This window comes from Pedobacter sandarakinus (assembly GCF_026240095.1).
In the GTDB taxonomy this organism is placed as follows: domain Bacteria; phylum Bacteroidota; class Bacteroidia; order Sphingobacteriales; family Sphingobacteriaceae; genus Pedobacter; species Pedobacter sandarakinus.
The window spans coordinates 1,220,447-1,242,450 of record NZ_JAPIVG010000001.1 but is presented as its reverse complement, the minus strand read 5'-3'; the positions used below and the strand labels follow the sequence as shown (position 1 = coordinate 1,242,450).

The following is a 22,004-nucleotide window of genomic DNA, read 5'->3' as shown; positions in this document are numbered from 1 at the left end:
TTAAAAATTGAGCCACAACAAATTATTGCGGCATTAAGAAGTCGACAAATTTTTTGTAAACCGCCTAATTAGGATAACTAAAAGGTAAGCCTGCTAAATACCTGCTTATTTTTCGGTAAGGATAATCGCCCGCACCACGACGGGCAAATTGTACAATAATGGTGTGGGTATTCGGATCTACGTATAATCGTTGTCCAAGCATGCCTTCAGCTGCGAAATCTCCGTAACCGCCCGTTTGCGGTAGCCACCATAAGTAATGATGGGCAGATTTTTGCCAACCTTTTGGCGATACTGGCTCCATGTTGCCCAGTGTAATAGACGATTTCACCCAACTTGCTGGAACAATTTGTTTACCCGCATACTGACCCTGCATCAAATAAAGTCGGCCAATTTTTGCCCAGTCTATAGCTGTAACCTGAAACCGACTTGCTGTATTAGCCAAGCCCCCTTCGTGGTCTAGCCCAAAAGATGCATTATATTCTGCACCAATCTTTTGCCAAATACTTTCTTCGAAAAGTTTGGCCACAGATTTTCCGGTTGCTTTTTCGAGAACCCAACCCAGTAATATGGGGTCGATGCTTTTATACACCCAAACCGTTCCAGGTTTATTGGCTAATTTCACTGCTTTTAATGCTGCAGCCATATCATGGGTATAGTAGTATTTTGCCTCATCAGAAAAGAAAGCACCCATAACACCACCTAATGCATCTTTGAAAGCTAAACCAGAATTCATGTTTAGAAGGTTTTTGATGGTGATATCATTGTACGCACTGTTCGCCTTTAATTCTGGCAAGTAGCGTGTAACCTTATCATTTAGGCTTTCAATTTTTCCATTGGCTAAAGCCTGTCCCAGTAGAATGGAAACCATGCTTTTGGCACCCGAAAATACCGATGTCAGGGTACTATCGCTGTAGCCTTCGGCGTATTTTTCGTACAAAACCGTATCGTTTCTGATGACGATAAAAGCCATTAGATCGCCTTGCTTAAAATAGCTTGCAAAGGGTATAGCGTTGTGCTTGCCATCTAAAACGGTTAAAGTATCTAAATCTAACCGAAACTTTGTTGCACGAATAAAGTTGAAAGCACTATCGCTCTTTTTTATGACTTCTTGAGGAAAGATTCTGTAGGTGTTTGCCGTTGGCGTTCTATACCACAATACCCGCATTAAATAGGGTTGCCAAATAAATAAGGCGCCAAGGATGATTACGATAGCAAATAAAGTGTAGCGCAATGCTTTTAAAACCAATTTCATGCGGTGAGGATTGTACCACAAATATACTTAAGCATGCTGAAGATTAATTTGCCCCCTAAAAATATCTACGTTTTGTTTTGGTTTGTATTTCCACCTGCGATGGCTCCATAGCCAATATTCAGGCTCCTCACGAATAAGATTTTCCAGAAAGCGGGTATGCATTTCCGTAATCTCAAATTCTTTGGTTTCTGCAGGATTTAGACATAATGGAACGCAATCTACCTCATAGTAACCTCTTCTTAATACCTTAACTTTGAAATAAAAGATCGGTCGGTTGGTTTTTTTAGCTATTTTTTCGATACCTAATTGTATTGAAGTTGGCTGATTTAAAAAAATTGTCCAATAGTGCGACTCATCTTTAGCTGGGGCTTGATCGTTACCAAAACTAAAAATGCTTGCCTCGCCATAACTCATGGCCAATGCCCGCATGGTTTGGCGCATCGCAATGAGCTTATTACCGAAGCGGCTACGTATGTGTTTAAACCAGTCATCAAAGACAGGGTTACTTAAGGGTTTATAGATTGGATAATGATTGCCGGTGAAATTTAGACCAATACCCATTGTTCCCCATTCCCAGTTACCATAATGTGCAGAACAGATTAATACACTTTTGCCCCTGTTTAGATAGCTAAGTACTAAATCTTTGTTCTTAAAAACAAATCGCCTTTGCAATTGCCTTTTAGAAATGTTATTCATTTTTATAATTTCAAAAATGAGTGAGGCCAGGTATCTATAAAATTTGCGTTCTATTTTAATAATTTCAGGTAACGTTTTTTCTGGGAGGGCAGTTAACAGGTTTTCTCTAACCACCTTTTTGCGATAGCCAAAAACGGAATAAAGCATAAGATAAGCACAATCGGCCAGGGCATATAAAACAGAAAGTGGTAGTAGCGCTATTGCGCCAAGAAATAATAAACCGAGGTGAGAAATGCCCTTTTTTATCATAGGATAATGAGAATGATCAAAATTATATGGGTCAGAAAAATCTTTTGCCATTAAACTGTTAGATTTTTATTCCAAAAAGATTTGTGAAATAATGCTGACAGAAATAAGTTCAGCTGATTAAATATTGAGGGTGCTTACGAACTTTCTGGGGTAAAGATTCCGTAGTATGTTGCAAAGTATTGACTAAATAAACCTTATTATAGCGGCATCCTTTTTGGTTGCTCAGACGATCAACTTTATCCATTAGCTTACCCAAAAAGATACAGCGGAAAGAAGGACTAACTTAAAACAAGGGTAGCAACTTGCTTTTCTTATAAAGCTTGATGTGTAAGTAGTTAGGATGAAAGAAAATTTAGCGAACGGCTATTAAAAGGTAAAAAACGGTAATAAAAAAGCCCATCTCAATTAAGAAATGGGCTTGATGTATTTTGATTACCGCCTAAGTGGGAGGATTGCTTTGGATTAAGCGAACTGCTTTCCTTTAACTTTACGTTCTTGTTCTGTTAAAAAGATTTTACGTAAACGCATGCTTGCAGGTGTTACCTCAATGTACTCATCGGCCTGGATGTACTCCATTGCCTCTTCTAAAGAGAATTTAATTGCTGGTGCAATACGCGTATTATCATCTGTACCAGAGGCACGCATGTTGGTTAAGGCTTTTCCTTTTACCACGTTTACTACTAAATCGTTATCGCGGATGTGCTCACCCATGATTTGACCTTCGTAAACATCGGTTCCCGGATCTACGAAGAAACGACCTCTATCTTGCAGCTTATCGATTGAATAAGCAGTAGTTTGACCTTTTTCCATCGACACTAGAACGCCGTTTAAGCGACCAGGAATAGTACCTTTCCAAGGCTCGTATGCTTTGAAACGGTGTGCCATAATGGCCTCGCCAGCAGTTGCGGTTAGTACGTTGTTACGCAAACCGATAATTCCACGAGAAGGAATTTCGAATTCTAAGTGTTGTAAATCGCCTTTTGGTTCCATAATTAATAACTCGCCTTTACGTTGGGTTACCAATTCGATTACTTTACCAGAAACTTCTCCAGGTACATCTACAATTAATGTTTCAATTGGCTCGTGCTTTTTGCCGTCAATTTCTTTAACAATAACTTGTGGCTGGCCAACCTGAATTTCGTAACCTTCGCGACGCATGGTTTCAATTAATACCGATAAGTGGAGAATACCACGACCGTAAACCAACCATGAATCTGGAGATGGCGTTTCTACTACTTTTAGAGCCAAGTTTTTCTCCATCTCTTTGTATAAACGTTCTTTTATACGCTGAGAGGTTACCAACTTACCTTCTTTACCAAAAAATGGAGAGTTGTTAATGGTAAACAACATATTCATTGTTGGCTCATCGATGCTAATAACTGGCAATTGCTCTGGTGCTTCGAAATCGGCAATGGTATCGCCAATGTCGAAACCATCTATACCCACAACTGCGCAAATATCGCCCGAACTAACTTCTGTGGTGCGAATTTTACCTAAACCTTCGAAAGTATAAAGTTCTTTTACCCTAGATTTAACAATTTTACCATCGCGTTTAATTAATGTAACAGGTTGGTTTTCTTTAATTGTACCGCGGTGTACACGACCAATAGCAATACGGCCAACGAAAGATGAATAATCTAACGAAGTAATTTGCATTTGTAAAGTACCTTCATTAATTGGTGCTGGCGGAATGTTTTCAACAACAGCATCTAACAAAGCAAAAATATCAGTTGTTGGTTTCTGCCAGTCGGTACTCATCCATCCTTGTTTAGATGAACCGTAAATTACCGGAAAATCCAATTGTTCTTCGGTTGCCTCTAAGTTAAAGAACAACTCGAAAATTTGCTCGTAAACCTCTTCAGGTCTACAATTTTCTTTATCTACCTTGTTTACAACTACAATCGGTTTTAAACCAAGGGCCAATGCTTTTTGCGTTACGAAACGGGTTTGAGGCATTGCACCTTCAAAAGCATCGCAAAGTAAAAGTACACCATCGGCCATTTTTAAAACACGCTCTACCTCGCCGCCAAAATCCGCGTGACCAGGAGTGTCAATAATGTTAATTTTTACATCTTTATATTGTACAGATACGTTTTTAGATACGATGGTGATACCACGCTCACGCTCTAAATCGTTGTTATCCAATATTAAATCTCCTGTTTGTTCGTTGTCACGAAAAATAGAACAAGAGTGTAAAATCTTATCAACCAACGTGGTTTTACCGTGGTCAACGTGTGCTATAATAGCTATATTTCTAATCTTTTGCATAAAATGCGCCTCAAATTTGGCGCAAAGATAGTGTTTTGAAATGGATTTTGTACTATATAAACCACTATTTAATAGTATGTTAAAATGGTAATGCGCTCATTTTTAATCAGAAAAGCAATAGCAGTAGCATTTCGGTTAAGATAGCCCCACTGTTCGCTATAGCCCTCATTTCATTTCGGGGCTGCCGCTGCCATTGGGTTTAGATGGCAGGTTGAGTTTATACAATTAATGGTTTGAAGGCAGTTAGCGGGTAAATGCCTTCAACTTCGATTGTAAATCAATTCAATTTACTATTTTTAGCAGCAGTTGCCGAAGGCTTTATTAAGGTATTGGCAATATTAAAAGTAACCAAACTGCTGATTGATAGCATATTTATGAAGATAAAAATTTTACCCACACTAATTTTTTTCACGCCCTTTTTACTGGCAGCCCAGGCTAAAATAGACACCCTTAGCATTGCTTCCAATACCTCGTTATTAGTGTTCAAGGGAAAGATAAATGGTGTTTCGGCAAATTTTGCATTCGATACTGGCGCAAATACCGGCGTAGCCAATTCAACAATAGCCACAGCATGTGGGTTAACGGCAAACAAAAGTAGAACCGTTAAAGATAGTCAGGAAAATTCTAAATCTGTAGGCTACGGAACCATGGAAACCATAGAAATTGGTAGTCATGTGTTTAAAAATCAAAGCACTGCTATTGCAGATATGCCTTTCTTGCAGTGCAATAACCTGTACCTCCTCGGTGCAGATGTAATAAATAAGCTCAATTGGAAATTCGACTTCGAAACCAACCAAGCCTATGTTTCTACCACACCTTTCGAGCCTGCACCTGAAATGCAGGAAACCAACGTAAAATTTATTGGGAACAGGCATTTTGCTGATTTCAATGTAGCTGGAGAGGAGATTAAAAGCTGCCTGATTGATTTTGGGTACGCGGGTGTATTAGAAGGAAATAACAAAGATAAGGCCTTCAAAAATTTAGCAAGTAAAATAAACGAATCAAACTTGCTGTATCCAGCCAAGATATTTTCACAAGGCCTCAATAGCTTCAGTATCGGCGCAGATGTTAAGCTTACTTTCATTGATGTCAACTTTGCTAACCAGCCATACCAAAATGTTAAATTAAGCCTCAGAGATGGTGTTCAAAGTAAACTTGGCTTTGCTTTCTTTTTAAACTACACCAGACAATTTATCTTTAATGCCACCCAACATAAATACTGGGTTCTTCCCAAAAAATCGCCAGTGCAGAAAAACATGGGCCCGAGTGCAGATATTTACCTTATTGATGGGAAACTAAAGGTTGTAGGCCTTAACCTCGCGGTAAACAACGTTGCAGAAAAACTGGCCTTGAATGAGGAGATTAGAAGTATAGATGGAAAACCAGCCAATGCATTCGCTAACCTTTGCGAGTATGTTCTATGGCGAACAGCGAATAGCGGCACAAGCCAGATACTTATTGAAAAGCTAAATGGAGAAAAAGTAATCGTGGAGCGTTTCAACTATAAATAAATCCGGGCATTTCCATTCGCATTTAGTTCAATTATTTCAAATGCTTTTTGTTAATACACACCAATTAACAAAATAGTTTACAGCAACTTATAATAAAAAAAATATTGTAACTTCAAGGCAAATCAAACTCAAACAATATGAAAAAAATTATCTTGACCGGGGCTTTCGGAGTCGCCTTATTTGGTGTGCTTTCGCTGCACAGTTGCAATAGCGAGAAAAAAGCGGAAAATACCGATACCCTTACCACCACTACAACAATGGTAGATAGCACCGTTGTAGATAGCGGCAAAGTTATGACATCGAAAATGACAGACACCGTTGATACTGGCGGAAAAGGCACATTGGTACCGCCACCTAAAAAATAGCCTGACTCAGGGTTTTTCGTCCTTTTCTAAATCCTCTATCTGTTGCTGCCTTAACTGTAAATGATGATCGCGGATTTTACTGAGCTTATTAATTAGCCAATGCTCTACTTTATGGTGTGTTGGTGTAAGCAGGGCTGCAATAACCACAAAAACCACAATTTCTATAAATGGTGAATGATGCGATTTTTCTGCAACAAAAGGATGGATAAACAACGTTAGGTATTCAAAAAACATGAGCAAGGAAATAATCCCCGAAAATTCGATTACTTTCTTGCTCACTTTTCTCCTGCTTAAAAAAATGCTAAATAGAAAAAAAATAGGTATAAGGATGCCAATAGTAAGCAGTTGCAACTTCTGCCTTCTTTCCTCCACTTCTTTCTCTCGTGCTTCTGCAATTTCCTTTTGCCTTAACTCTTCTGCAATAGTAATGCTCTGCAATTCCTTTGCCCTTTCTTTGCTATCAATAGAATCCTTTAGTTTTAGCATGGTATTTTGATAGGCAAATGCGCTATCAATGTTATTGCTGGCTTTGTAAGTTTCTGCCAAAAATGCGCTGGCATCTAAAGCTTTAGCAAAGAATTCGTTCTTGCTGGCTAAATGATAACTCTCCCGTGCGTAAAAAATAGCCGAATCTGGCCTTTGCAGGGCACGGCATATTTTAGCCATCCCCAGGTAGCATTCAGCAAGATTATTGTAATCTTCGCTTTGCTGCAAATAAGTTAAACTTTTCCGGTAATAGCCGTTTGCTTTTGAAAAATCTAATCGCTTAGCATAAATATTGCCCAAGTTATTTAGTGCTACACCAGTTATCTGATCATTCTTTTGTAGTATGGAGAGATCATAAGCATTGTGTGCATAAATCATAGCAGAGCCAAGTTGGTTAGCTTTCTCATAGATATCGCCAATGTTTAATTTCGCGAATAAAGCCAGTTCAGGAAGTTTGCACAGCTTAGCAATTGAATCAGCCTTAAAAGCATACCCAAGTGCCTTCTTGGTTTCTTTCTCACTATTATAAACTAAAGCCATGGCCAGGTAGATCCCACCTATATTTTCAGGGATATTTCGCTTTTCTTCAATTTTTAATTGTTCGATGTAGTATTCTATCGCCTTCGGGTAATTATGCAACACATGGAATGCATTGGCCATGCTACCAAGCGCCCAGGATTCTCCTCTTAAAAATTTGCTTCTTTTTGAAATGGAATAGGCAGATCTGGCCAGGTACATTGCAGAATCTGGCTTAAAGTTTAAATAATAATAGCTTAAATTGTAAAGCGTAATTGCTTTCCCGGTATCTGTTTTTTGGATACTCAAATCTCGATATAAGCTATCGATAATTTTTCTTTGGGCGAAAATTGTGAAAGGTGTAAAAAGGATTATACAACAGAGCGTTATTAATTTCATTTTCAGGTAATTAAAAACTAAATTTAATATAAAATTTTTCAAATGCGTAAGTTATTTGCAATAATCATCTTGCTGGAAATATGCTTCCCAACCATACATTTCGCACAAAGTAAATACGCCATTTTAGTAGGTGTTAATGATTATTATAGCAAACCTGGGCAAAAAAGCGAGTATAGCCTTAAAGGTTGTGTTAACGATGCCATGAGCATGCGAACACTGCTCAGCAGGCGTTTCGATTTTGACGACAAAAACATCAACCTCATTTTAAATGAAAAAGCCAGCCAACAAAATTTAATAGATGCTTTTGCAACTACCTTAAATAAGAGTAAGTCGGGCGATGTAGTTGTTTTCTACTTTAGCGGACACGGCATCTACATAGACAATTTCGAAATCAATAACGATCCGGTGAAGAAAGGTTACAACCAGTCGCTGGTATTAAGCGATTTGTATTCTCCAGGCTATAATTGCTTAATGAAAGACAACACTTTAAAAAAAATATTTAATCAATTCGTAGCCAAAAAAGTAATCTTCACAGCCATCTTCGATTGTTGTTATAGCGGCAACATCTCGATGACGACTACCATTGATCTCATGCAACATAACCCATATTTTGATGGCAATGTACCAGATAGTGGCAGCACGAAATCAATCCCATTTTTCGCCCTGGAAAGTGAAGACAAGGCTGTTAACTTAAGTGTAATGCCTGTAATACCTGATAAAGAAATAGTGCCGCGACCATCAGACACCAAAAACTCTTACTTCGCCTCTATCTCCGCATGCAAAGATGATGAGAAGGCAAAGGAAATCTGGGATGAATCTGGCGTTCCACATGGTGCACTTACAAGAACTATTCTAAGCATGTTCGAAAAAACAGAAACGGATATTGTGTTTCTGAGCTTGTTAAACGGAATTAGCACCGAAATTAATGGCTTCCAACTGTTTAAACAGAAGCCCATTTTTCATAATGATGCTAATCGAAACAATCGAAACCTTATTGGCTTACCTTTAGCTAACAAAATTAACAAGCAGCCCTTGTATTGTGTTGATGGGAAGGCGCAGACCATTACGCTTGGTGCTGGATATCTCAGCGGCATTGCAAATGGAAATCGATTGGTTAACGCAAATAAAAGTGCCACAGCAGATGTAATTAGCGTTTACCCCGATAGCGCAATTGCTAAAATCAACCCCGCCACTAAAATAAAAAAAGGTGACGTATTTTCTCTTCAGGATAGTTACCGAAGCTCAAATCCAATTCTAAAACTATATATTGAAACCACTCATCTCAATACAATAGAGTTCCTAAAAAATATAACAAATGAAATCGTTCCGATAAGTACAGAAAAGAACTATGTAGATTATTTTAACTGGTATAATGATTTACAAAGCCCCACCTTTGGTTTTAATAATACATTAGGCGAGGGAAAGCGAATTCTATCGAATGCTAACAATCGTAGGTTTGCTGTACTTCTGCCCATCCCGAAAGACCTTGCCCAACAGATCAAAAAATTCTTTATGCCAAATCAAAACATTGTTTTTGTGCAAAGCATTAAAGAGGCAGATAGGGTGATTTATTTGAACTATGTTACCAATGCAATAAAGAAAGAAAGGCCATGCTTTGTGATTACGTTTCGTAACGCCTTAAACCGTAGTGGAGAGGTAGAGCTAAATAAGTTTTCTTCCTATCATGTTAAAATAAAAAACTTGCAAATGAGTAAGCCCGAAATAATGCTGCTTAATCGAGCTATTGAGCAGATCGCTTATACAATAGCTAGGGCAAACGGCAGCAGGTGGTTTAACCGCTACGCTAAAAAATAACTTTCAAACTAAACCTCAAAGGCCCAATTTAAAAATGCGGGCATTACACTTTCCCAAGTAGGTACATCGTGCTTTCCTCCTACTCTCTCATAGTAAAAGATATTTTCAGGCCGTTTATAACCTTTAAGTAAAAGTGCTTTAACAACATCTATGGTATCATCGATTGAATCAATAATGAGGTTTTTGTTTCGATCAGCTTTCTCGTCTTCAGTCCCTGTCATTAACCAAAACCGCATGCCTGGTTTGGTAGATGTAGCTGCTATCATTGCATGCATAATTCGGTCTGCATCTGTATAGCCTTCTGCTAAATCTTTTTTACGCCACCAAAAAGCACCAGAAAAAACACCAATACAATCAAAAACTGATGGGTTATTCCAGGCAATATCAAAGGCAGATAATCCACCTAAAGAAAAACCGCCAAAGGCAACTTTTCCAGTAATGGGCAATGCAATTTTCTTCTTTACAAAAGGCAAAAGTTCTTTAACTATGAAATCATTGTATTGCTTTGCATTGGCACCCCGACCCTTAAAATCGGGCACGCCTGCAACACCATATTCTAAAAGCCTTTGTGCAGAAGCACGAATAGCAACAACAACCAGTCTATGGTTTCTTTTATAATGATGTGCTTCTGTTAAAATTCTGGCAAAATCCATTTTAGCAACATCTTGTCCATCGTTTAACAGCAATAGCTCTATTTTTTCATTACCTAAAATGCCTTCAGGTAAATACATATCTATTTCTACCTCCCGCTTGAGATAAGCAGAAGGGATTTTATAATTACTGGTATTTATTTTTACTGATAAAATTGTAGTATACATGTTTGTAATCCCCCTATCACTTGGCATAGCACCACAGAATTTTGGCCAAAGTTACAAATCTGAACAAACTATTGATGATCGATGACGGATTTTTACATCAGCTTTATTTTTAAAAGATAGATGCATTTTATGATTTTAAATTTCTATCTTAAAACATTCAATTTTGATTATGGTTAAAGAAGAACATAAAAAGTGGTACAGCCCAAATTTAAGTGCTGAAATCGACATGCTCATCTTTGGTCACGGTGGTATCCCTATTCTACTGTTCCCAACGAGCATGGGGCGATATTTCGAAAACAAAGATTTCAAATTAATAGATGCTGTAGAAGGATTTATTAACGAGGGAAAGATTAAGATTTATTGTCCTGATGGCATTGATAAATTAAGCTGGTACAACAAAAGCATACATCCCGCAGACCGAGTAAAAAATCATATCTGGTATGATAAATATTTGCTTGAGGAAGTTGCCCCTTTAGCCAGAAATGAAACAGGGCACAGCAAAATTATTACAGCAGGATGCAGTTTTGGCGGATACCATGCCGCTAACTTTGCTTTTCGCCACCCATGGCTGGTGAGCCATATGTTTAGCTTAAGTGGTGCATTTGATATAACCGGGCAGTTAGAGGGTTTTTACAATGATGATGTCTATTTCAACAACCCGATGGATTATATCATGAACAACAGTAACCCGGAGTTACACTACATGAAAATTGTTTTGGGTACAACAGATAGAGATATGTGCAGGCCAGACAATGAGCGCCTGTCTCAAATCCTCCACCAAAAAGGAATAAACCACTGGCTCGATATCAGGCAAAATGCAGACCACGACTGGCCGATCTGGCGTGAGATGTTTCCTAACTATATAGCACAACTATAACCTAAAAAATACAACCAATTAGACAAAGTTTTGCAAACAAATATTGCATAAACAAGTTGAACATTAAAAGAAATAGACCAATGAAAAAAATAGGGATTTTATTTGGCCAGGAGCGTTCTTTTCCTGAAGCCGTTATCGAAAGAATTAATCAAAAAGCAGAAAGTGGCATAGTAGCCGAGGCGGTAAAAATTGATAAAATATTTCAGAACCAGCCTCTGGGCTATTCAGTTATCATCGATCGCATCTCGCAAGACGTACCTTTTTATCGGGCTTCTCTAAAAAATGCTGCCATTACCGGCACCGCTGTAATTAATAACCCATTTTGGTGGAGCGCCGATGAAAAATTTTTTAACAATGCATTGGCAGAACAAATTGGCGTTCCCGTACCAAAAACAGCCCTCATACCTTCAAGGCAACATCCAACTGGCACTACTGGCGAGTCTTTTTCTAACCTTACCATGCCTTTAGATTGGGATGCAATATTTGAATATACCGGTTTTCCTGCTTACATGAAACCTTATAACGGTGGTGGCTGGAGAGATGTTTATAAACTTCATGATAAGGAAGATTTTTTTGATAAGCACAGCGGAACAGAACAATTGGTAATGCTTTTACAGGAAGAAATTATTTTCGATGAATACTTTAGGTGTTATTGTATTGGCGGAAAACATGTGCGCATTATGCAATATGATCCGCGAAACCCACATCATTTACGTTATGCCGTAGACGGTAAAGCACCCGATCCTAAACTTCTAAAAACTGTTGAAGAATATACGCTTAAACTTTGCAGATATTTAGGTTACGACTTCAATACAGTAGAATTTGCAGTTAGGGATGGCGTACCTATAGCCATAGACTTTTGTAACCCGGCGCCAGATGCAGATATCAAAAGCGTGGGACAGGAAAACTTTGATTGGGTAGTTGAAACCACGGCAAACTATGCCATAGAGCGTGCAAAATCACAGAAGGACGGGCAGGATAATTTAACCTGGGGTGAATATATGAAAGCATCTGTTTCAGGCCAACCCTTAGTTGCGAAGGCTGCAACCAAAGCTGCAGCTAAGCCTGTTGCTGCAAAAGCCAAAGCGCCTGCAAAGCCTAAAAAAGCCGCACCAAAAAAGTAATAGGGATTTAATTAATACACATCAGGATGAATGAATTTACGCTGGGCATAGAGGAAGAATATATGGTAATCGATCCCGTTACCAGAGAACTTACCTCACACGACCAAAAAATTGTCGAAGCTGCTCAAAGGATCCATAAAGATCAAGTGAAAGCAGAAATGCACCAAGCCGTTGTAGAAGTTGGCACGGGCATTTGCAAAACAACTGGCGAGGCAAGGAAAGAAATTTCTCAATTAAGATATACCGTTTCTCAACTGGCCGGAGAACAAGGCTTAAGAATTGGAGCGGCCGGCACCCACCCATTTTCACATTGGGAAAAGCAATTAATTACCGAACATCCCCGCTATAATGAGATTGTAAATGAACTACAGGAAGCTGCGAGATCGAACCTAATTTTTGGACTTCATGTACATGTTGGTTTTCAATCCCGAGAACTGGCCATTCACATTGCAAATCAGGTAAGGTATTTTCTACCGCACGTGTTTGCGCTATCCACCAACTCGCCATTCTGGGAAGCTAGAAACACCGGATACAAATCATTTAGGACAAAAGTTTTCGACAAATTTCCCCGTACGGGCATTCCAGATATCTTCAATAGCATCGAGGATTACGATAACTATGTAAAATTACTCATCAAAACTAATTGCATGGACAATGCAAAGAAAATTTGGTGGGACATTCGGGTACATCCGTTCTTCGATACAGTAGAATTTCGAATTTGCGATTGCCCAATGCTTATTGATGAAACCATGGCTTTTACAGCATTGTTTCAGGCTTTATGTGCTAAGCTCTATAAGCTCCGGCTTCAAAATATGGAGTTTATCAGCTATTCAAGGGCACTCATTAACGAAAATAAATGGCGTGCCGCCAGGTATGGAATAGATGGTAACCTAATCGACTTTGGAAAGGAAATGGAAGTAAATTGCCGCAATCTTGTTTTGGAATTATTGGATTTTGTTGACGATGTAGTAGACGATTTAGGTTGCCGTGAAGACATTAATTACGTTCACAAAATTCTGGAACATGGTACTGGTGCCGACAGGCAGTTGGCAGTTTATCAACAAACTGGTAACTTTGAATCGGTAGTAGATTACATTACTACTCAAACACTTATAGGTGCTAAGTAAACTTCAACATGGATAAAAGAGATTTAAAGGTGGCCATTATTGATATGAATAATGGCGCACCAAACCAGGGAATGAGGGGAATTCAGGAAATCTTATCCCGATTTAGGCAAGAAAATAATGTCAATCTAACCTTCGATATTTTCGATTTGAGGCAAAAAGGTGAAATACCAGGTATTGAGTATGACGCTTACATTTCGAGTGGGGGACCGGGCAGTCCTTTAGAAAGTGAGGGTGAGAAATGGGAGAATGATTTTTACCATTTGCTGGATCAAATAACAGAATTTAATGAGCAAAGCCAGGAAAAAAAAAAGTATGCTTTTTTAATTTGCCATTCCTTTCAATTGGCATGCCGTAAATATGAATTGGGAAACGTAACTGAGAGGAAATCAAATGCTTTTGGTATTTTTCCTATTACGCTAACCCCTGATGGAGAAAATGACGAAATATTTGATGGTATTACGAACCCTTTCTTCTCAGTAGATAGTAGAGATTGGCAGGTAATAGAACCAGATTTTAACGCTTTTCATCAGAAAGGCGCCACATTGCTGGCCATAGAAAAGGAACGAAAACACGTAAATTTAGAGCGTTGCATGATGGCTATTCGCTTCTCTGAGGAGATTATTGGTACCCAGTTTCATCCAGAAGCAGATCCGGTGGGAATGAAAATGTATCTCTTGCAGGAAGAAAAACGTAAAGTGATTATTGAAACTCATGGCGAACAAAAATACTTAGATATGCTAACCAGTCTGGATGACCCAGCTAGGATTGTGCTAACACAAAGCGTTATTTTGCCTAACTTTCTAAACAAAGCCATAGGAAACTTTCAGGAAGCATAATAGCCGATCTTGTGCTTACAGAAGCAATTATAAAACCAGCATTATACTAAAGTTTGTGATTTAATTTGGCTTCATGGTGCACGGGGATGCGCCTAACAAACATATTCAAACAATAACCGCAAGCCATGATAACCAGTCAACGAGATAGATATAACCGACAGTTTACCGAAGAAAAGTATCAAAGATTTCTGCATGAACTCGAGAAAGAATATGCCGAGATCCCATTTCGTGTAGCAGAAACTCCTGTATTTGTTCCTAAAGACCTAAAGGAAAAATTAATCTCAGCGGGTGAGGAAATCATAAAACTGATTAGGCAACCTAATTTCAAAACGCTAACGAACAAAGCCATTCCTGCCGACTGGAATGTTCCGAATGAAAATGAACAGCCCCATTTTTTAACTTTCGATTTTGGTATTTGTAAAAATGAAGCTGGAGCATTGACGCCTATGCTGATTGAAATGCAAGGTTTTCCATCGCTCTATGGTTTCCAGGTGCACCTAGCAAATACCTTTAGAACATGTTTCGATATCGATTCCTCAACCGACCATTTCTTGAATGGTTACGATGAAGAAAGTTACGTTAACCTATTACGGGAAGTGATTATTGGCAAACACCAGGCACATGAAGTTGCGCTGATGGATGTTGATGCGCCAAACCAAAAAACCGCAATCGACTTTTTGGTTACTAAAAAAATGCTCGGAATAAAAGTGCTATCATTAGCAGATATTGAGCAAGTTGGAAACCAATTATTTTACACAGAAAATGGGGAGAAAATTCGACTAAAAAGGATTTACAATCGCCTAATTTTTGATGAGGTTGCCGATGACATGGCTGTTTTTGCCAATAGTTTCGATCCACGCGATGATTTAGACATTGAGTGGGTTACGCATCCTAATTGGTTTTACCGAATCAGCAAGTACACAATGCCATTTCTGAATAGCGAATTCGTACCAGAAACGCGTTTCTTGAATCAAATCGACAGTATCCCAGCGGATTTAAAGAATTATGTGCTTAAACCATTATTTTCTTTCGCGGGCATGGGCGTGATTATTGATGTTACTGAGCAGGATATCAGCAAAATTGAAGATCCTGAAAATTGGATCTTACAGAAGAAAGTATCTTACGAACCTGTTGTTCAAGCGCCAGATGGTGGAGTTAAAGCAGAGATTAGGATGATGTACCTATGGCCAGATGGAGGTGAGCCTCAGCTTTGTATTAACCTCGCCAGGCTAAGCCGAGGCAAAATGATCGGTGTGAGGTATAATGCAGATTTTGACTGGGTAGGCGGCACAGTTGGGTTTATGGAAAAGTAGAGCCTCCTGATAAAAGAACTGGCAAGCCTTGCTCAAAGTAGTTTTGGTAAGACTGGATAATCTAAAATACATTCTCAGCTACTTTTGGCTTCATTACAAATGTTTCTTTTTACAATAAGCTGAACGATAAACGGAATTTGAGGTATATATTTGTGCTTATGGACATCCAAACCATTTTAGTGTTCTTATTATTTGCCGTGGCAATTGCCTATGTTGGCCGCCTTGTATACAAATCTTTGCAAGTGAAAAAAGATGGTTGTGGTGGAAATTGCAAATGTAATGTAGATTTTTCTGATATTAAACCGCTTAAGAAATAGGCATCCGCTTTATGATTGATCAGTTTAAAAACTATCTCAAAGAAAAAATTCAAATTACAGACGAGCAGTTCGACAGCATATCAGGCGATTTAAAAATTAAGAAGTTTGAAAAAAATGAGATCATCCAGTATACGGGCGATATCAACAAGAATGGTTTTTTTGTTTTAAAAGGTTTGTTACGTGCTTATTCTATTGATGCGAAAGGCAAAGAACATATCCTTCAGTTTGCACCAGAAAATTGGCTAATTTCTGATCGCAACAATATGAATAACGAAGCGTCTATTTTCTTCATCGATGCAATAGAAAACACTGAAGTTATCATCATGCCAAACGATTTTATGGAGCAGGCCGCTATGAAGGTTCCGTGTTTGCAACCCATGCACACTAAACTGCTGAACAATTCTATTCGCTTTATGCAAAAGAGAATTAATATGCTTTTAAGTGCTACCGCCGAAGAACGTTATTTGGATTTCATCAAACTTTACCCAAACCTCACATTGCGGGTTCCACAGTGGATGATCGCATCCTACCTTGGAATTACACCTGAATCGCTTAGCAGGGTTAGAAAAGAGTTGGCAAATAAACACTTTAGAACTTAATCGGGAATAAAGGCAGGTCGGTTTTAAAACTGATACATTACCAGATGTTGAAATATATAATTAAGCGGGTAAAGTTACTTAGCAGCTTGGCCCATCTTGAATACTTATCATACATCAATCGGGATGAAAATCCAACGCCATATCTTTGTATTGTAAATAGAAAATCTCAAAAACATAAAAGATATGGCAACTACAAAATGGACATTAGATCCAACACACAGCGAACTTCAGTTTAAAGTTAAACACCTAATGATTACAACTGTTACCGGCAGTTTAAAGTCTTTTACTGCTGAGCTTACTTCAGAAGGAGATGAATTCGAAAATGCTGAAGTTTCATTCAGTGGTGAGATTAACTCATTAGATACTGGAAATACTGATCGTGATAACCATTTAAAAAGTGGTGATTTTTTTGATGCTGAACAATTCGCTACAATTACCTTTAAATCTTCAACAATAGAAAAAGATGGTGGTGACTATATTGTAAAAGGTGATTTGACCATCAAGGGACAAACAAAACCTGTTTCACTTACCGCAGAGTTTGGCGGTATAGCAACAGATCCATGGGGAAATACCAAAGCAGGTTTTACTTTAAGCGGTAAAATTAACAGATCTGATTTTGGCCTAACCTGGAACGCAGCATTAGAAACAGGTGGCGTAATGGTAAGTGAAGAAGTAAGATTGCTAGGCGAATTGCAATTCGTAAAACAAGCATAGACCCAAGATATTTCCTACACAAAAAATGTTGCAATAGCGATGTTATCGCAGCAATTACTGTTTTCGTGGATATTGAATACCATATAACAAAGCCGGCAGTTTCAATAATTTGCCGGCTTTCTCATGATAAACTATTGAAGTAGGTTTCCAGTTACTCTTTCTCAATTAAGCAAACCGCGTATGCAACCACGCCTTCTTCCCTACCTACAAAACCCATTTGTTCGTTAGTGGTTGCTTTAATAGAAATATCTTCTGTAGAAATTCCAATTGCATGCGCAATGTTTTCTTGCATTGCTGGAATATGCGGATTAATTTTTGGTGCCTCTATGCAAAGCATTGCATCAATATTACCTACTTTCCAGCCCTTACCCGTTAATAACTTGATGGTTTCTTTAAGCAATATCAAACTGCTTATTCCTCTCCATTGCTCATCGGTATTTTTGAAATGAAATCCAATATCTCTCAGGTTTGCAGCACCCAAAAGGGCATCGCAAATTGCATGCAATAAAACATCAGCATCAGAATGCCCAAATGCGCCTTTGTGGTGTTCGAGGTTTACACCGCCAACCACAAAGGGATGATCATCCTTTAATTGGTGTACATCGAAACCAAATCCAACTTTAATTTTCATGATTTGTAAATAAGATTACCGGTATCTTCTAACCGATTATTTAGTGTTTAACAACCTTTTTTCGCCAAAGTTAAACAAAAGACCAAAGCGGAGGGTATTGGCCAGCGGACTTGTCTGTGCATTCGCCAGCAAGTAAGAAAAATCAATATTAAACACATTATACTTCAGGCCCAGGCCCAAAGTAAAATATCTACTGTCGCCTTTCATTGGGCTTTGATAGTTATATCCGGCTCTTAAAGCAAATTGTTGGTTGTACCAATATTCCAGGCCAGTAGAAATTCCAACCTCGCGAAGTTCCTCGCTGAAACCTCCGGGTGCGTCTGTAAATGAGCCAAATATACCAGCCGGAACAGATCTATTGGGGTCTTGGCCGCTTACAATATTATTATTCCCATCATATATGGGCTGAGTTGGCACAAGAAGCTTATTAAAATCTAAGGCTAAGGTAAGGGTACTAAACTCATCTACCGAAACTGTTGAGGCGCCACCAAGCTTAAAATTTGTAGGTAAAAAGAAATTCTCTCCGCCATCAGAATAGCTCATTTTTGTACCAATGTTGGAAATATTGGCGCCAGCCGAAACAATAGTCGGTTTACCAAACCAAGTAGTACCCGTTTTATAGAGACCAGATACATCTACGGCAATGGCATTACCGCCATGAACCTGACCAGATGTAAATTGACCAGATGCAAGATTAGAGTAAATATATCTTAACGAAGTGCCTAATGAAAATTCTTCACCGAATTTTCTGGCAAAGGTTACATCAAAGGCAAGTTCATTTGGATTAGCCATACCTAGATCCTGCTGGTTAATGTCAGTTAGCTGGATCGAACCAAGAGAAAAATACCGAAGGGAAGCACCCAAAGTATTGCGATCATCTAACTTATAAAAACCACTCAAATACGCAAGGTTAATATCTGGCACTAAGTTTTTTAACCATGGACTATAAGATACCGAAAAGCCATAAGGTTTTTCTAGAAAAGCAAGCTTAGATGGATTTATACTCGATGAATTTACATCGCCAGCTACGGCAACTCCTGCATCTCCCATAGCGCCTGCACGTGCATCTGGCGTAATAAGTAAGAATGGAACAGCTGTAACTATATTATTAGACTCGGTACCGTTGGTTTGTGTATTGCCTATAGTTACCTGAGCATTTGTTTTACCAAACACCAAGGCCATAGATATTACAGAAAAAGCAAGTTTACCAATGTACTTGAAATTCATCCTTTAAGGTACGTAATTTTAGATTTTGGTGTTCGCTAAAACATGAGATTGATTAGCTCTTTAACGTAAAACCAAAAATTATATTTCACCAAATTACGAATAAACTACATACTTACTAATTAAACCTACGATTTTTACACGCAAATGTGAGATCGATGATTAGTGCAAGCTATACATGTAGGGTATTTGGCTTTGAATAATGATTAATTTCGCTTCCTAAATAATCCATTAAGTTTGTCTGAAATGGTTTCTTCGATCTTTTTAGTTGCTTTGGCTTTCAGCGTATCGACCTTTTCTTGTGCTTTACGTTGGATTTCTACCTTTTTTTCAGCTACTACATTATCTAGAACAGCTTTTGCCGCTGATTTTGTGTCGACCAGAGCATATTTTAAATTTAGGGTAGGTTTCATAATTGTACCACCCATTGCAGCATTCGCTTTAATTTTATCGCCTATAGCAACACTTGTACCAACACTCCTGTTTACTTTTGCAAGCAAAGCATTAGCAGCTTCGTTTGCTCTTGTGCCAAGCATCTCTCTGGGAACATTTAGGGCTAAATCGTAAGCGATAGATTGATCTAACCCATTAGAACCTTTAACATTCATGACTATACCATCCTTTTTGATATCGAATGGCGCAACATTCAAACGCCCATCCTGAATATTGAATTTAGCAATCAAATTATTTACAGCAAGTTGCTTAAGCGCATTAGTACCTAATGCAGAAGCTAGCTTATTTAAAGGCTCGAAGCCCGCTACCACAGCCTGTACAATATTGGTTAATCCTTGTGCATTGATGGATTCGTAAACCGGCATCATATGCTGATCCAGGTCAGAATTAAATTTGAGTTGGGTTGTGAATACGCCATTAGTATATTTTGCTACAGGGGCTAATAGTTTGATCGTGTTAAATGCCGCAAATGTCTTTTGGATATTCATTTTTTCAATTCCAAAGTCTACATTAACATGTGGTTTTTGAGGATTAATAGTAGCATAAGTACCATTCATTTTTAATATGCCATCAAGCATTTCCATACCTATATTATTGAAATTGATAGCTTTATCCTTAATTAAGAGCCCGCCTTTAACATTAGATAGATCAAAATTGTCGTAAAGAACCTTTCCAGCCTTAGCAGCTATTCCAAAATCTAAATTTCCAGGCACTTGGAAAACATTAAGTTCATTTTGAACTGAAGATTTATGACTAATCTCGGGCTTTTTGCCCATCAACTCATTTAAATCAATTAAATTTGAAGAAAGATTAAACCTGCCAGAAAGTGGTTGGTTAGGTTTAAAAAAGTATGCAAGATAGTTGTTTATTGATCCACTGGCTTCAAAGTCACTTTTTCCAAGCTTTGCTACCAACTGGCTTAATGTAATATTCTTTGGGCTAAATACCATCTTTGCATTGGATATATGAACTGGCATAGGTACATTTTTGCCTGTATAAATAAAATTGTTTGCAAGAATTTGACCCGAAGCATTAAAGTTTTGGTATGCCCCTTGGTCAATTGAGGATTTCCTTCCCGCTGCAGCTACATCTACTGCTAGTAGACCACTTAAAGCAATGTCTTTCATAGGGAAAATGGCAGTAAGCTCTTTCAAGTCTAGCTTACCTTTCAAAGCCATATCTACAAATGGGTCGGTGTTCAGGTTTTTAAGCAAAAGCCTTCCATCAACAGGTACCTGCCCAAATTCCAGATGGAAAGTTGGTACATCAACTATGGTGTGGTCAAGAATTCCATCGGGGTTATTAATAACAGACCTCATTTGAATGTTATTGATTGATGATGGCAGCGAGGGATATTTAATTTTGCCATCCTGGATGCCCATATTTAACTTAAAGGCGGGCAGAGATTTGTCGTTGTAAATACCCTTTGCAGTACCACTTAGCGCAAATTTTCCCGTTGCTTCCATGTCTTTGAAGTTATTGGCATAAATAGCGGGAACCAAAGACAGGAAATTTTTAAGATCAGATTCTTTCGCATCGAACTTAAAGTCCATATTGATGTCTTCACTATTCGGCATAGAAAAATAACCTACTGCAGTTAGCAATAGCTCGTTAAGCTTAATCTTATTTTCGCCAAATGTAAACTTCATTTGCTTCACATCAATTTCCAGGGGGAGCTCGGCATCTAGTTTAACCCCATTTAAGTAAGGAATTCCCGCATAAGTTACAGTAGCATTTTCTATATCTGACTGGATTGATAAAGCAATTAAATCTTGCGTAAAATCTCCCTTACCTGTATGATTTACATTTTTTAAATCCATAAAGAAACCCAGAGAAGCATCATCATAAACAATTCTACCCTGTTCAATTTCGTATTGATTAATTGCGATCTTGAAAGCACTTTTGTTAGCAGTATCTGCATTTTGCGGTGCTGAGGGTTTAAGAATATCCCAATTTGCTTTGCCACTTTTCAATACTTTCGCATAAATATTTGGTTCCTGCAACGCTACAGATTTGATCTGATAGGTTTGGCCTTTAAGCACACTCCATAAGTTGAGGTTAACTTGCAAGCTTTTAATTTTAGCTAATGTATCCTTCGCAAAGCTATCGACACCAACAACATTTAAATTGTGTATTTTTATACCCAGATTGGGGAAAGATGAGATTAAGCTTAGATCATAGTCTGCAAAATCTACCTTGGCATTTACCTTAGCATTAATTGTTGCTTTCATTTTTTGATCTATTTCTGTTTTAAAAAAGAACGGAATGGTAGCAGCAAGAAGCAGAATTACAGTAAAAACCGTAATAATGGCCAATAAAAGTTTTTTAAGCATGATTTGTAATCTTGAGAATAAAATGTTTGGAATGATACACTGGCAATAAACAGTCCAAAATATCTTGCACGCTTACAACGA

Annotated in this window: 19 protein-coding genes; 11 read left to right on the top strand and 8 right to left on the bottom strand. The window is 38.2% G+C overall.

All coding sequences use genetic code 11. From position 1 onward, the window contains the following. Positions 1 to 64: 64 nt before the first annotated feature. The 3 genes from OQ268_RS05350 to typA all read right to left on the bottom strand — a co-directional run bounded on the left by OQ268_RS05350 (position 65) and on the right by typA (position 4,465). Positions 65 to 1,252: a serine hydrolase domain-containing protein gene (locus tag OQ268_RS05350; protein WP_265855068.1), complete on the bottom strand. Its 1,188-nt coding sequence runs from the start codon at positions 1,250 to 1,252 to the stop codon at positions 65 to 67. A gap of 27 nt (positions 1,253 to 1,279) precedes the next feature. Beyond that, positions 1,280 to 2,248, bottom strand: coding sequence for a lysophospholipid acyltransferase family protein (locus OQ268_RS05345; RefSeq protein WP_265855067.1), 969 nt, complete (start codon positions 2,246 to 2,248; stop codon positions 1,280 to 1,282). A gap of 411 nt (positions 2,249 to 2,659) precedes the next feature. Beyond that, complete coding sequence (gene typA, locus OQ268_RS05340) at positions 2,660 to 4,465, bottom strand: translational GTPase TypA (RefSeq protein WP_265855066.1); 1,806 nt, start codon at positions 4,463 to 4,465, stop codon at positions 2,660 to 2,662. Between the two features lie 254 nt (positions 4,466 to 4,719). Here typA and OQ268_RS05335 point away from each other — a divergent pair, with 254 nt between their 5' ends. Further along, on the top strand, positions 4,720 to 5,976 hold the full coding sequence (locus OQ268_RS05335; RefSeq protein ID WP_265855065.1) for an aspartyl protease family protein: 1,257 nt from the start codon (positions 4,720 to 4,722) through the stop codon (positions 5,974 to 5,976). Positions 5,977 to 6,113: 137 nt separating this feature from the next. After that, positions 6,114 to 6,341, top strand: coding sequence for a hypothetical protein (locus tag OQ268_RS05330; RefSeq protein ID WP_265855064.1), 228 nt, complete (start codon positions 6,114 to 6,116; stop codon positions 6,339 to 6,341). Between the two features lie 6 nt (positions 6,342 to 6,347). Here the strand turns inward: OQ268_RS05330 and OQ268_RS05325 are convergent, their stop codons facing one another. Beyond that, positions 6,348 to 7,742 carry a tetratricopeptide repeat protein gene (locus OQ268_RS05325; protein WP_265855063.1) on the bottom strand — a complete coding sequence of 465 codons (1,395 nt, stop codon included), beginning with the start codon at positions 7,740 to 7,742 and terminating at the stop codon, positions 6,348 to 6,350. A 42-nt stretch (positions 7,743 to 7,784) separates the two neighbouring features. Between OQ268_RS05325 and OQ268_RS05320 the strand changes: the two genes are divergently transcribed. Beyond that, positions 7,785 to 9,557, top strand: a complete 1,773-nt coding sequence (locus tag OQ268_RS05320; RefSeq protein WP_265855062.1) for a caspase family protein — start codon at positions 7,785 to 7,787, stop codon at positions 9,555 to 9,557. A gap of 8 nt (positions 9,558 to 9,565) precedes the next feature. On the opposite strand, the gene OQ268_RS05315 is transcribed toward OQ268_RS05320, so the two are convergent. Further along, the gene (locus OQ268_RS05315) at positions 9,566 to 10,375 is read right to left on the bottom strand and encodes an alpha/beta hydrolase (RefSeq protein ID WP_265855061.1); all 810 of its coding nucleotides are present in this window, start codon (positions 10,373 to 10,375) and stop codon (positions 9,566 to 9,568) included. Between the two features lie 169 nt (positions 10,376 to 10,544). Between OQ268_RS05315 and OQ268_RS05310 the strand changes: the two genes are divergently transcribed. From OQ268_RS05310 to OQ268_RS05275, 8 genes are all read left to right on the top strand, one after another. Beyond that, complete coding sequence (locus tag OQ268_RS05310) at positions 10,545 to 11,252, top strand: esterase family protein (protein ID WP_265855060.1); 708 nt, start codon at positions 10,545 to 10,547, stop codon at positions 11,250 to 11,252. A gap of 80 nt (positions 11,253 to 11,332) precedes the next feature. Then, positions 11,333 to 12,376, top strand: coding sequence for an ATP-grasp domain-containing protein (locus OQ268_RS05305; protein WP_265855059.1), 1,044 nt, complete (start codon positions 11,333 to 11,335; stop codon positions 12,374 to 12,376). Between the two features lie 26 nt (positions 12,377 to 12,402). Further along, on the top strand, positions 12,403 to 13,503 hold the full coding sequence (locus tag OQ268_RS05300; RefSeq protein WP_265855058.1) for a carboxylate-amine ligase: 1,101 nt from the start codon (positions 12,403 to 12,405) through the stop codon (positions 13,501 to 13,503). Between the two features lie 8 nt (positions 13,504 to 13,511). Beyond that, positions 13,512 to 14,339, top strand: coding sequence for a type 1 glutamine amidotransferase (locus OQ268_RS05295; RefSeq protein WP_265855057.1), 828 nt, complete (start codon positions 13,512 to 13,514; stop codon positions 14,337 to 14,339). A gap of 125 nt (positions 14,340 to 14,464) precedes the next feature. Next, positions 14,465 to 15,652 (top strand): ATP-grasp domain-containing protein, encoded by a 1,188-nt coding sequence (locus OQ268_RS05290; protein ID WP_265855056.1) that lies wholly within the window; start codon positions 14,465 to 14,467, stop codon positions 15,650 to 15,652. 158 nt (positions 15,653 to 15,810) lie between these two features. Beyond that, positions 15,811 to 15,969, top strand: a complete 159-nt coding sequence (locus OQ268_RS17870) for a FeoB-associated Cys-rich membrane protein (protein ID WP_265855055.1) — start codon at positions 15,811 to 15,813, stop codon at positions 15,967 to 15,969. Positions 15,970 to 15,980: 11 nt separating this feature from the next. Beyond that, positions 15,981 to 16,568 carry a Crp/Fnr family transcriptional regulator gene (locus OQ268_RS05280; RefSeq protein ID WP_265855054.1) on the top strand — a complete coding sequence of 196 codons (588 nt, stop codon included), beginning with the start codon at positions 15,981 to 15,983 and terminating at the stop codon, positions 16,566 to 16,568. Between the two features lie 183 nt (positions 16,569 to 16,751). Continuing rightward, positions 16,752 to 17,282, top strand: a complete 531-nt coding sequence (locus tag OQ268_RS05275; RefSeq protein WP_265855053.1) for a YceI family protein — start codon at positions 16,752 to 16,754, stop codon at positions 17,280 to 17,282. A 151-nt stretch (positions 17,283 to 17,433) separates the two neighbouring features. Here the strand turns inward: OQ268_RS05275 and ispF are convergent, their stop codons facing one another. From ispF to OQ268_RS05260, 3 genes are all read right to left on the bottom strand, one after another. Next, a complete protein-coding gene (gene ispF, locus OQ268_RS05270) occupies positions 17,434 to 17,913 on the bottom strand; it encodes a 2-C-methyl-D-erythritol 2,4-cyclodiphosphate synthase (RefSeq protein ID WP_265855052.1) in 480 nt (159 codons plus the stop codon). A 36-nt stretch (positions 17,914 to 17,949) separates the two neighbouring features. Beyond that, positions 17,950 to 19,140: a type IX secretion system outer membrane channel protein PorV gene (gene porV / locus OQ268_RS05265; RefSeq protein ID WP_265855051.1), complete on the bottom strand. Its 1,191-nt coding sequence runs from the start codon at positions 19,138 to 19,140 to the stop codon at positions 17,950 to 17,952. A gap of 203 nt (positions 19,141 to 19,343) precedes the next feature. Continuing rightward, positions 19,344 to 21,923, bottom strand: a complete 2,580-nt coding sequence (locus tag OQ268_RS05260; RefSeq protein WP_265855050.1) for an AsmA-like C-terminal region-containing protein — start codon at positions 21,921 to 21,923, stop codon at positions 19,344 to 19,346. Between the last annotated feature and the right edge of the window lie 81 nt (positions 21,924 to 22,004).

Bases quoted from the DNA above. Each gene is read 5' to 3' on its own strand.
- OQ268_RS05325 (WP_265855063.1), bottom strand. From the start codon at position 7,742: ATGAAATTAATAACGCTCTGTTGTATAATCCTTTTTACACCTTTCACA.
- OQ268_RS05295 (WP_265855057.1), top strand. From the start codon at position 13,512: ATGGATAAAAGAGATTTAAAGGTGGCCATTATTGATATGAATAATGGC.
- OQ268_RS05305 (WP_265855059.1), top strand. From the start codon at position 11,333: ATGAAAAAAATAGGGATTTTATTTGGCCAGGAGCGTTCTTTTCCTGAA.
- OQ268_RS05290 (WP_265855056.1), top strand. From the start codon at position 14,465: ATGATAACCAGTCAACGAGATAGATATAACCGACAGTTTACCGAAGAA.
- typA (WP_265855066.1), bottom strand. From the start codon at position 4,465: ATGCAAAAGATTAGAAATATAGCTATTATAGCACACGTTGACCACGGT.
- OQ268_RS05330 (WP_265855064.1), top strand. From the start codon at position 6,114: ATGAAAAAAATTATCTTGACCGGGGCTTTCGGAGTCGCCTTATTTGGT.
- porV (WP_265855051.1), bottom strand. From the start codon at position 19,140: ATGAATTTCAAGTACATTGGTAAACTTGCTTTTTCTGTAATATCTATG.
- OQ268_RS05260 (WP_265855050.1), bottom strand. From the start codon at position 21,923: ATGCTTAAAAAACTTTTATTGGCCATTATTACGGTTTTTACTGTAATT.
- OQ268_RS05345 (WP_265855067.1), bottom strand. From the start codon at position 2,248: ATGGCAAAAGATTTTTCTGACCCATATAATTTTGATCATTCTCATTAT.
- OQ268_RS17870 (WP_265855055.1), top strand. From the start codon at position 15,811: ATGGACATCCAAACCATTTTAGTGTTCTTATTATTTGCCGTGGCAATT.
- OQ268_RS05300 (WP_265855058.1), top strand. From the start codon at position 12,403: ATGAATGAATTTACGCTGGGCATAGAGGAAGAATATATGGTAATCGAT.
- OQ268_RS05275 (WP_265855053.1), top strand. From the start codon at position 16,752: ATGGCAACTACAAAATGGACATTAGATCCAACACACAGCGAACTTCAG.
- OQ268_RS05320 (WP_265855062.1), top strand. From the start codon at position 7,785: ATGCGTAAGTTATTTGCAATAATCATCTTGCTGGAAATATGCTTCCCA.
- ispF (WP_265855052.1), bottom strand. From the start codon at position 17,913: ATGAAAATTAAAGTTGGATTTGGTTTCGATGTACACCAATTAAAGGAT.
- OQ268_RS05280 (WP_265855054.1), top strand. From the start codon at position 15,981: ATGATTGATCAGTTTAAAAACTATCTCAAAGAAAAAATTCAAATTACA.
- OQ268_RS05315 (WP_265855061.1), bottom strand. From the start codon at position 10,375: ATGTATACTACAATTTTATCAGTAAAAATAAATACCAGTAATTATAAA.
- OQ268_RS05350 (WP_265855068.1), bottom strand. From the start codon at position 1,252: ATGAAATTGGTTTTAAAAGCATTGCGCTACACTTTATTTGCTATCGTA.
- OQ268_RS05310 (WP_265855060.1), top strand. From the start codon at position 10,545: ATGGTTAAAGAAGAACATAAAAAGTGGTACAGCCCAAATTTAAGTGCT.
- OQ268_RS05335 (WP_265855065.1), top strand. From the start codon at position 4,720: ATGCCTTCAACTTCGATTGTAAATCAATTCAATTTACTATTTTTAGCA.